This window comes from Variovorax sp. 20P10.2.4 (assembly GCF_058244205.1).
Genome location: NZ_JBZAYE010000330.1, coordinates 1 through 8,021, shown reverse-complemented (window position 1 = coordinate 8,021; position 8,021 = coordinate 1). Strand labels below are relative to the sequence as shown.

7 protein-coding genes and 1 pseudogene are annotated in these 8,021 nt (G+C 69.9%); 4 read left to right on the top strand and 4 right to left on the bottom strand.

All coding sequences use genetic code 11. The features are described from left to right. Window positions 1-105 (top strand): annotated as a pseudogene (locus tag AC27VN_RS25550) (IclR family transcriptional regulator); the annotation flags it as partial. A 9-nt stretch (window positions 106-114) separates the two neighbouring features. On the opposite strand, the gene AC27VN_RS25545 reads toward AC27VN_RS25550, so the two are convergent. Beyond that, a complete protein-coding gene (locus tag AC27VN_RS25545; protein WP_093350598.1) occupies window positions 115-1,083 on the bottom strand; it encodes a Bug family tripartite tricarboxylate transporter substrate binding protein in 969 nt (322 codons plus the stop codon). A gap of 74 nt (window positions 1,084-1,157) precedes the next feature. Next, window positions 1,158-2,147: a histidinol-phosphate transaminase gene (hisC, locus tag AC27VN_RS25540; protein ID WP_431511244.1), complete on the bottom strand. Its 990-nt coding sequence runs from the start codon at window positions 2,145-2,147 to the stop codon at window positions 1,158-1,160. Between the two features lie 303 nt (window positions 2,148-2,450). Here hisC and AC27VN_RS25535 point away from each other — a divergent pair, with 303 nt between their 5' ends. Continuing rightward, the gene (locus AC27VN_RS25535; protein ID WP_490878328.1) at window positions 2,451-4,625 is read left to right on the top strand and encodes a malate synthase G; all 2,175 of its coding nucleotides are present in this window, start codon (window positions 2,451-2,453) and stop codon (window positions 4,623-4,625) included. A gap of 94 nt (window positions 4,626-4,719) precedes the next feature. Beyond that, window positions 4,720-5,958, top strand: coding sequence for an MFS transporter (locus tag AC27VN_RS25530; protein ID WP_490878327.1), 1,239 nt, complete (start codon window positions 4,720-4,722; stop codon window positions 5,956-5,958). 3 nt (window positions 5,959-5,961) lie between these two features. Here AC27VN_RS25530 and AC27VN_RS25525 read toward each other — a convergent pair whose 3' ends face one another. Beyond that, the gene (locus tag AC27VN_RS25525; protein ID WP_398495394.1) at window positions 5,962-6,738 is read right to left on the bottom strand and encodes a hypothetical protein; all 777 of its coding nucleotides are present in this window, start codon (window positions 6,736-6,738) and stop codon (window positions 5,962-5,964) included. A gap of 2 nt (window positions 6,739-6,740) precedes the next feature. Further along, on the bottom strand, window positions 6,741-6,956 hold the full coding sequence (locus AC27VN_RS25520) for a hypothetical protein (protein WP_093350583.1): 216 nt from the start codon (window positions 6,954-6,956) through the stop codon (window positions 6,741-6,743). 503 nt (window positions 6,957-7,459) lie between these two features. On the opposite strand from AC27VN_RS25520, the gene AC27VN_RS25515 reads away from it, so the two are divergent. After that, window positions 7,460-7,969, top strand: a complete 510-nt coding sequence (locus AC27VN_RS25515) for a fasciclin domain-containing protein (protein WP_296781751.1) — start codon at window positions 7,460-7,462, stop codon at window positions 7,967-7,969. The last annotated feature ends 52 nt before the right edge of the window (window positions 7,970-8,021 follow it).

The following is an 8,021-nucleotide window of genomic DNA, read 5'->3' as shown; positions in this document are numbered from 1 at the left end:
CGCCTGGCCGCGGCGGTCACCTTGACCATGCCCGCGCATCGCTACGACGCGCGCCACGCCGAGGCGGTGCGTTCAGCGGCGCGCGAACTGACCGGGCTGGTCTGAGCGCCTCGCTCAGCCCTCCGCCTTGAAGCCCGAGTTCTTGATCGGCAGCTCCCACATCTTCAGGTGCGCCGCCTGCGTGGCCGCGAGCTCGGCCGGGCCGGCGTGCGTGGGCACCAGGCCCAGCGCGTAGATGCGCTCCTGCACGTCGGGCGCGCGCAGCGCGTCGGCCACGGCGCGGTCGAGGCGCTGCACCGTCTCGGCCGGCAGGCCGGCCGGGCCGTAGAGGCCGAAGAAGGCATTGGCCGTGACGTCGATGCCGGCCTCCTTGAGCGTGGGCACCTCGGGCAGCGAGCGGTTGCGCTGCGCGCCGGTCATCGCGAGGATGCGCACCTTGCCCGCGCGGTGGTGCTCGATGGTCTCCGAGGCGGTGTCGACCATCAGCGGCACCTGGCCGCCGATCAGGTCCTGCGCGGCCGGCGCGCCGCCGCGGTAGGCCACGTGCGTCATCGGCACGCCCGAGGCCTGCGCCAGCAGCTGGCCCGCGAAGTGCGGCACCGTGCCCGCGCCCGAGGTCGCGTAGTTGGCCTTGGTGGGGTTGGCCTTCATCCAGGCCAGCACCGCCTTCAGGTCGCCGGCCGGCGCGCCGGGGCCGGCCGTGACCGCGAAGTCGAAGGTGCCCGCGAGCGCGACCGGCGTGAAGTCCTTGACCGGGTCGTAGCCGAGGCTCGGGTAGAGCCACGGATGGATCACCAGCGCGCCGCTCGGCGAGAAAACCAGCGTGTTGCCGTCGGGCGCCGAGCGCTTGACCTCGGCGAGCGCGAGGCGGCCGGCAGCGCCGGGCTTGTTGTCGATGATGACGTTCTGGTTGAGCGTCACGCGCATCTTGTCGGCCAGCAGGCGCGCGACCACGTCGGCGGAGCCGCCGGGCGGGAAGCCCACCAGGATGCGCAGGGTGCGCTCCTGCGCGAAGGACCGCGGCGCGATGGCGGCGGCGGCGGCGAATGCAGCGGCCTGCGCTGCGAACTGACGGCGTTTCATGGGGGTCTGTCTCCTCGGGGGTGGATGGTCTGTCGCGTTGTTGTCGTGTCGTCGTCCCTGGATCTCTTCGTTCTTCAGCGCAAGGCGGCCAGCAGCGCGCGGTTCTGCTCGGGCAGGCCGACCGAGATGCGCAGCCATTCGCCCAGGCCGTAGTTGCCCAGCAGCGAGACCTCGATGCCCGCGGCCAGCAGGCGCGCATGCACCGCGGCGCTGTCGCCCACCTTCACCATCAGGAAGTTGCCCGACGAGGGCAGGTGCGCGAGGCCGAGTTCGTCGAAGCCCGCCGCGAGCTGCGCGCGCCCGGCAGTGTTGAGTTCGTAGCTGCGCGCGAGGAAGTCGGCGTCGCCCAGCGCGGCCGTGGCCGCGGCCAGCGCCGGCGTGGTGACGTTGAAGCGCGGGCGCTGCGCGTTCATGCGCGCGGCCAGCGCGGGCTGCGCCACGCCGTAGCCGATGCGCAGGCCCGCGAGGCCGAAGGCCTTGGAGAAGGTGCGCGCCACGATCAGGTTCGGCAGCCGCCGCACCCAGCCGATGCTGTCGTAGCGCTGCGCGGGCGCGAGGTACTCGGTGTAGGCCTCGTCGAGCAGCACCGTCACGTGCGCCGGCACCGACTGCAGGAAGGCCTCGAGCGGCGCGGCCTCGATGAAGCTGCCGGTGGGGTTGTTGGGGTTGGCGACGAAGACCAGCTGCGTGTCCTCGCCGATCGCCGCGCGCATCGCGTCGAGGTCGTGGCCGAAGTCGCGCGCCGGCACCACGGTGGCACGCGCATGGGCGTGCGCCGTGGCCTGGGCGTAGACCACGAAGCCGTACTGCGAATAGACCACGCTCTCGCCCGGCTTCAGGCTGACCTGCGCGGCCAGCTCGAGGATCTCGCTCGAGCCGCTGCCCAGCACCAGCCATTCGGGCGGCACGTCCAGCCGCGCGGCCAGCGCCTGCTTGAGCGCGCTGCCGTTGCTGTCGGGGTAGGTGCCGGCGCCCGCGAGCGCGTCGGCGGCCGCGCGGCGCGCCGACTCGGGCATGCCGAGCGGGTTTTCGTTGGAGGCCAGGAGGATCTTCGGGGCGGTCATGTCGTCGGTGCAAAAAGGCGGATTATTTAAGAAGTTAAATTTATCCGGCCGGCCCGGCGCGGCCATCGGGGCCTACCCTTCCCGCGGTGGCGGGCGGGTGAACGCATTGCAGGCCGCGGGTGAACGCAATGACGGTGAGCGGCGCCGATTACATTCATTTTTGTCATCGATTAATCCCGCTTTGAGCTATTACTCTTCACTACGGTATGCAATAAAGTGGAGGTTATGGATCGCGCGTGTGCGCGCCCCGAATCCGAATACACCCCACCGCATCGCTTTGCATTTCGTCCCCGAGGAGAAAACATGACCGCCCGCACCACCGCCCACGGACTCCAGGTCGCGACCGAACTCCACCGCTTCGTCGAGGAGAAGGTGCTGCCCGCCAGCGGCGTGGCCAGCGAGACCTTCTGGAAGGGTTTCGACGCCATCGTCACCGACCTCGCGCCCAGGAACGTGGCGCTGCTCGCCGAGCGCGACCGCCTGCAGAGCGAGCTCGACGCCTGGCACAAGAAGAACCCCGGCCCGATCGCCGACATGCCGGCCTACCGCGCCTTCCTCGAGAAGATCGGCTACCTGCTGCCGCAGCCCCGGGGCGCGAAGGCGACCACCGCCAACGTCGACGCCGAACTGGCGCAGCAGGCCGGCCCGCAGCTGGTGGTGCCGATCCTCAACGCGCGCTACGCGCTCAACGCCGCCAACGCGCGCTGGGGCTCGCTGTACGACGCGCTCTACGGCACCGACGCCATTCCCGAAACCGGCGGCGCCGAGAAGGGCAAGGGCTACAACCCCGTGCGCGGCGCCAAGGTCATCGAGTTCGCGCGCAACGTGCTCGACCAGGCCGCGCCGCTGGTCAACGGCTCGCACAAGAACGCCACCGGCTACAGCGTGAAGGACGGCCAGCTGGTCGTCGCGCTGCAGAGCAGCAGCACCGCGCTGGCCGATCCCGCGCAGTTCATCGGCTACCAGGGCGATGCCTCGGCCCCGTCGTCGGTGCTGCTCAAGCACAACGGCATCCACCTCGACATCCGCATCGACCGCTCCACGCCGATCGGCAAGAGCGACGCCGCCGGCGTCAGCGACCTGGTGCTCGAGGCCGCGCTGTCGACCATCCTCGACCTCGAGGACTCGGTGGCCGTGGTCGATGCCGCCGACAAGGTGGTCGCCTACTCGAACTGGCTCGGCATCGTGCAGGGCACTCTGACGGAAGAAGTCGCCAAGGGCGGCAAGACCTTCACGCGCGGCCTCAACCCCGACCGCGAATACACCGGCGCCAACGGCCAGCCGATCAAGCTGCATGGCCGCTCGCTGATGTTCCTGCGCAACGTGGGCCACCTGATGACCAACCCGGCCGTGCTGTACGACGGCGGCAAGGAAATCCCCGAAGGCATCCTCGATGCCGTGGTGACCACCACCATCGCGATGATCGACCTCAAGCGCAAGGGCAACTCGCGCACCGGCAGCATCTACATCGTCAAGCCCAAGATGCACGGCCCGGCCGAAGTGGCCTTCGCGAGCGAGCTGTTCGGCCGCGTCGAGCAGCTGCTGGGCCTGCCGGCCAACACCGTGAAGCTCGGCATCATGGACGAGGAGCGCCGCACCAGCGTGAACCTCAAGGCCTGCATCGCCGAGGCCGCCGCGCGCGTGGCCTTCATCAACACCGGCTTCCTCGACCGCACCGGCGACGAGATGCACACCGCCATGCAGGGCGGCCCGATGATCCGCAAGGGCGACATGAAGGCCAGCGCCTGGATCGGCGCCTACGAGAAGAACAACGTGCTGGTCGGCCTGTCGTGCGGCCTGCGCGGCAAGGCGCAGATCGGCAAGGGCATGTGGGCCATGCCCGACCTGATGGCCGCCATGCTCGAGCAGAAGATCGGCCATCCGAAGGCCGGTGCCAACACCGCCTGGGTGCCCTCGCCCACCGCCGCCACGCTGCATGCGCTGCACTACCACCAGGTCAGCGTGACCGCGGTGCAGCAGGAACTCGAGAAGATCGACGCCGATGCCGAGCGCGACAACATCCTGAACGCGCTGCTGCAGGTGCCGATCGCCGCCGAAGCCAAGTGGACCGAGGCCGAGAAGCAGCAGGAGATCGACAACAACGTGCAGGGCATTCTGGGCTACGTGGTGCGCTGGATCGACCAGGGCGTGGGCTGCTCGAAGGTGCCCGACATCCACAACGTGGGCCTGATGGAAGACCGCGCCACGCTGCGCATCTCGAGCCAGCACATCGCCAACTGGCTGCTGCACGGCGTGGTCACGAAGGCGCAGGTCGACGAGACCTTCCAGCGCATGGCCAAGGTGGTCGACGAGCAGAACGCCGGCGACCCGCTGTACCAGCCGATGGCCGGCCACTTCGACAGCTCGGCCGCCTACAAGGCCGCGCAGGACCTGGTGTTCAAGGGCATCGAGCAGCCCAGCGGCTACACCGAGCCGCTGCTGCACGCCTGGCGCCTGAAGGTCAAGGGCGAAGCCTGATCGCCGAGCGAACGACTCGCGAACCGCGGCGCCTTCGGGCGCCGTTTTTCATGGCTGGTTAGGATGCGTGCCGCTCTCCGTTTCCTGCTGTCCCATGACGTTCTCCCCGGCCCGCGCACGCTCGGCCACCTCGATGCTGATCGTGCTGGCCTCGGCCTTCGCGCTGAGCCAGGCCTTCCGCACCGTCGGCGCGATGATGGCCACGCCGCTCTCGCAGCACTTCGGCCTCACGGCGCAGGCGCTCGGGCTGTGGGCCGGCACCTTCCACTTCATGTTCGGCGCCACGCAGCTCGCGATGGGCGTGTCGATCGACATGTACGGCGTGCGCCGCACGGTGCTCACGGCCTTTCCGCTCGCGATCGCGGGCGCGGTGCTGTGCGCGCTGGCGCCGAGCTTCCATGCGCTGCTGCTCGGCCAGGCGATGATCGGCGTCGGCTGCGCGCCGGCCTTCCTGGCCTGCACCGTGTTCATCGCGCGCCACTTCGAGGCCGCGCGCTTCACCGCGATGTCGGGCCTGGTCATGAGCCTCGCGGGCCTGGGCATCCTGTTCACCGGCACGCCGCTGGCGCTGCTGATCGAGGCCGCGAGCTGGCGCGCGGGCTATGCCTGCCTCGCGGGCTTCGCGGTGCTGTCGTGGGGCTTCGTGTTCTGGCGCGTGCACGAGCCGCCGCATGCGCAGGCCACGCAGCGCCAGACGGTGGGCAAGGCGGTGCGCGAGCTGCTGCCGCTGTTCGCGATGCCGCACACGCTGGGCCTGCTGTGCTTCGCCTGCGTTTCGTATGCGGCCTTCATCACCTTGCGCGGCCTGTGGCTCGGCCCGGTGCTGCACGACCGCCACGGGCTCTCGCTCGTGAGCAGCGGCAACGTCGCGCTGGTGATGACCGTCGCGGGCATGATCAGCCCGGCCCTGTTCGGCCGCCTCGATCCCGGCGGCGCGCGACGCGGCCGCTGGCTCATGGGCTGCGCCTCGGCGGCCGCGATCATGTTCGCGCTGATGGCGTTCACGCAGTCGCTGGCGGTCGACATCGGCCTGCCGATCCTCTACGGCCTGCTCTCGGGCTACTCGGTGCTGCAGTACTCGTACACGCGCGCCGCCTACCCGGCCGCGATGACCGGGCGCGCGCTGTCGCTGCTCAACATGGCGATGTTCCTCGGCGTCTCGCTGATGCAGTGGACCACTGGCGTGGCCGCCTCGTGGGCGGCCACGAACGGCGTCGAGCCGTTCCGCGCGGTGTTCCTCACCATCGCGCTGATGCTGGCCGCGGGCACCACGGCCTTCCTGCTGCTGCCGCGCGCGCACGAACGCACGGGCGCGATCGCCGCGGGACGCTGAGGCTCAACCGAGCCGCGAGCGCACCTCCACGCGGCCCAGCCGGCGCATGCCTTGCGCGTACACGTGCGGCCGGCCGTACATGGCCTGCGCATCGGTGCTGCCGAAGGCCGGCGCCTCGCAACCCTTGCGCGTGACGAAGCAGCGGCGCAGCACGTCGTAGCGCCGCGGCTCGGCCTCGCCGCCGCGCGCCTCGGGCAGGCGCGCGAGCCTCACCTCCCACCAGGCGCCATCGATGCGGTGCCACTGCGTGACGGCATCGATGACGTGATAGGGCGCATAGGGCCGCACCGTGTCGCGGCTGCCATAGCGCTCGGCCCACTCGGCCTTGCGCTGCTGCTTCGCGCGCTGCAGGTGGCGGTTGGGCAGCAGGATGCCCGTGCCGGGATGCACGAACAGCTCCACCGACGCCGACTCGCGCAGCGGCACCATCCGTTGCTGCCACATGCGGCCCGGCACCCACACCTCGCCCTCGTGCAGTTCGGCCAGGCGTTCGACGAACTGGTCGATGTGCACGAAGATGTGCGCCTGCACCGTGTTGCGCCGGTCGATGCCTTCGCAGAGCTCGCTCCACACCTTGTCCCAGGGCCGATGCACCTGCTTGTGCAGCCAGCGCTTGAGCGGCTGCAGGTTCTCGCTGAGCCACTTGGGGCGCTGGTAGCCGCGCCGCATGCCCAGGTGCGAGCCGCGCTCGGGGCTGTTGCGCCAGGGGCGGCCGTCGCCCTGCACGCGCCAGCCGCCGCGCGGGCGTTCCACGATCACCTTGTCCATGTCTTCGCGCATGGTCAGTCCTCCTTCAGTCCGCGCGCCGCCTTCTGCAGCGCGACCTTCTGCGCGCGCCGCTCGGCGCGATGCGTGCGCAGGTGGCGGCCCGCACCCTGGCTGGATGCGCGGCGTGCCATCGCGGCCACGACGGGATTGCGCGGGGCTTCGCCCGGCACCGAGAAATAGAACCGGCCCAGACGCTTCTCGTCGTCGCGGGCCTTTCGCTGAGCACTCATGTGCACACACTCCGGATCAAAAACAAAAAGGCCCCGGCGAATGTTTGCGCGCGGGGCCCTTGTCGATACGGCCGCGGCGGGATGCGTGGATGCACATCCGGCCGGGGCGGTCGGTGTGCGGTCAGGAGTTCAGAGAACGGTTCATTGAAGTGGTGGGGCGCCCGGGAGGTCGATCGTCGCCGTGCGCGCGTGAAAGAAAAACTGTCGCTGAAAAATGAAGGCCGGATTCTGGCGAGGCCGCGCGCGGCGCGCAAGACCGTTGTGCAACGCTGTGGCGTGAAGGCGACGTGTCCCATGCGCCGGCAGCGAAGAAAAAAACCGGCGCGCGAATCCAGCCGCGCATGCGCCCCGTACTGGTCTCAAGCGCATCGCGCCTCCGCGCTGTTGGCGGTTCCACAGACACACGGCGGTGCGCGCATGGCGCACTCCTCAAGGAGACCTTCATGAAGAAACTCGTCATCGCACTCGGTGTCTCGGTCCTGCTCGGCGCTTGCGCGGGCGGCATGGGCATGGGTGGCAGCAGCAACACGAACACGCCCATGGTCGGCGGCGCACCGATGTATCCGACGAAGGACATCGTCGACAACGCCGTGAATTCCAAAGACCACACGACGCTGGTCGCGGCGGTGAAGGCCGCGGGCCTGGTCGACACGCTCAAGAGCCCCGGACCGTTCACCGTGTTCGCACCGACCAACGCGGCCTTCGCCGCGCTGCCGCCCGGCACGGTCGACACGCTGCTCAAGCCCGAGAACAAGGGCACGCTGACGACGGTGCTGACCTACCACGTGGTGCCCGGCCGCATGGACAGCGCCGCGCTGATGAACGCGATCAAGGCCGGCGGCGGCAAGGCCACCCTGAAGACCGCGAGCGGCGGCACGCTGACCGCGATGATGAGCGGCAGCAACGTGCTCGTGACCGATGCGAAGGGCGGCACCGCGATGGTGACGATCGCCGACGTCTACCAGTCGAACGGCGTGATCCACGTCGTGAACAAGGTGCTGCTGCCGGGCTGATCGCCCGCCGGCGCGGCGTGCTCAGGCGCGCTGCGCCGCCTCGGCTTCCTCG